Source organism: Staphylococcus sp. HMSC36A10 (genome assembly GCF_001838845.1).
Lineage (GTDB): Bacteria > Bacillota > Bacilli > Staphylococcales > Staphylococcaceae > Staphylococcus > Staphylococcus aureus.
This window is the reverse complement of record NZ_KV839123.1, coordinates 1-2,140: the sequence shown is the minus strand read 5'-3', so window position 1 is coordinate 2,140 and position 2,140 is coordinate 1. Positions and strand designations below refer to the sequence as shown.

Annotated in this window: 3 protein-coding genes and 1 pseudogene; all 4 read right to left on the bottom strand. The window is 29.8% G+C overall.

Annotated features, from left to right (window positions below):
• Nucleotides 1-79, bottom strand: a pseudogene (locus HMPREF3247_RS14990) (tandem-type lipoprotein); the annotation flags it as partial.
• Nucleotides 80-145: 66 nt separating this feature from the next.
• Nucleotides 146-916: a tandem-type lipoprotein gene (locus HMPREF3247_RS10455; protein ID WP_000977790.1), complete on the bottom strand. Its 771-nt coding sequence runs from the start codon at nucleotides 914-916 to the stop codon at nucleotides 146-148.
• Nucleotides 917-980: 64 nt separating this feature from the next.
• Entirely contained in the window at nucleotides 981-1,751 is a 771-nt protein-coding gene (locus tag HMPREF3247_RS10450) for a tandem-type lipoprotein (protein ID WP_031866205.1), read from the bottom strand.
• 64 nt (nucleotides 1,752-1,815) lie between these two features.
• Nucleotides 1,816-2,140 (bottom strand): tandem-type lipoprotein (locus HMPREF3247_RS10445; RefSeq protein WP_049210577.1); only part of this gene is annotated, 325 nt, incomplete at its 5' end.

Genomic DNA, 2,140 nt, shown 5'->3' with positions numbered 1-2,140 from the left:
CTATGCCACAACCAGCAGTGATACTAATGACTAATATCAAAAAACTAATATACAATGCCAATTTGTTTAATCGTTTCATAATTTCACAATCCTATTCTTATTATTATCTTTCCTGGATTGATTTCATATTTTGATCGAGTCATGATTATTTATCCTCACTTGGTTTAAAAATTAACCCATCACTAAAGTAAATGTTTTCTTCTTTTTTCTCTACAAACGTAAATTCAATGTCTTTATATCCAACTGATGAACCATCTAAATTCCCTGTACCTTTCAACAACAACTTCGGTGCTTTATTTGTTGGTATGTCATATCTTTTACGTAATTGCTTTACATTGTAATCATCATTAGTTAATTGATATTTAGCCGAATAACTCGGCACCTCTGGATTATATGAAATATCTCCGTCTTTATACTTCGACAAATCTTTAAAGTTTCCATATTGAACAAAGAACTTAAAGTTTTCTATTTCTTTTTTTATTTTTTCATCTTTAATTTCTTTAGTTGGAATGATTTTATTGTCGACCATTTTAACAGGGTATCTTTTTTCATTGTCTTGATGTTTACCTTTATCCTCGCCCTTAATCACATTAACATAATAATAGCCATTTGTTGTTCTTGTATTTCTATTCATATACAGAACCATGCCTTTTGATTTCATAGGTTCTCCTTTATTTTGAATTGCCATTTGAGAATTGACAATCCAAGTTCCTTTATCTTTTTTATCAAACTGATTATCACGATAGCCTTCCTTATCGTATAAATCCTCTAGATTTTTTATCGGATACATACTCAACGTTTTTTCAAAGCTTTTCTTAATTTCCGCTTCTTTCCCTGTACCACAACCAGCAACGATACTGATGATTAAAAACAGAAAACTAATACCTAACACTAATTTATTTAAACGTTTCATCACCTTACAACTCTCTTCTTTTTATTTTGTTTCCTTGAATCGATTTCATACTCTTTATTAGTCACGATTATTCATCATTACTCGGTTTAAAATGTAGGTTAGCTGTAAAGTAAGTGTTTTCTCCTTTTTTCTCTACGAAAGTAAATTCAATTTTTTTGTATCCAACTGATGAACCATCTAAATTTCCTGAACCTTTTAACAATAACTTTGGCGCTTTATTCGTCGGTATATCATATCTTTTACGTAATTGCTTTACATTATAATCATCATTGGTTAGTTGATATTTTGCTGAATAAATCGGGGCTTCTGGATTATATGAAATATCTCCACCTTTATACTTCGTCAAATCTTTAAAATTGCCATACTGCGCGAAAAACTTAAAGTTTTCTATTTCTTTTTTTATTTTTTCATCTTTGATATCTTTAGTTGGAATGATTTTATTGTCAATCATTTTAACGGGATATTCTATTTGATTATCCAGAGGTCTGCCATTTTCATCCTTCTTTATCGCATTAACATAGTAAAATCCTTTTGCACTCCTTGTATTTCTATTTAACTTCAAAACCATACCTTTTATATTTAAGGCTTCTCCCTTTTTCTGAATTGCCATTTCAGAACTAATAGTCCACGTTCCTTTATCATTTTTATCAAATTCGTCATCACGATAGCCTTCTTTATCGTATAAATCCTCTAGATTTTTAATTGGATACATACTCAATGTTTTTTCAAAACTTTTCTTTATTTCCGCTTCTTTCCCTGTACCACAACCAGCAACGATACTGATGATTAATATCAAAAAACTGATGTACAATACCAATGTATTTAATCGTTTCATAATTTCACAATCCTATTTCTTTTTATTGTTTTTCCTGGATCGATTTCATAATTTGATCGAATCATGATTATTTATCCTCACTTGGATTAAAATGTAGCCCATCACTAAAGTATATATTTTCTCCTTTTTTCTCTACGAAAGTAAATTCAATTTTTTTGTAGCCAATTGATGAACCTTTTAAATTCCCTGTACCTTTCAACAATAGCTTTGGTGCTTTATTCGTTGGTATATTATATCTTTTTCGTAATTGTTTTACATTATAGTCATCATTAGTTAATTGATATTTTGCTGAATAACTCGGCACCTCTGGATTGTATGATATATCGCCGTCTTTGTACTTCGACAAATCTTTAAAGTCGCCATATTGAACAAAGAACTTAAAGTTTTCGATT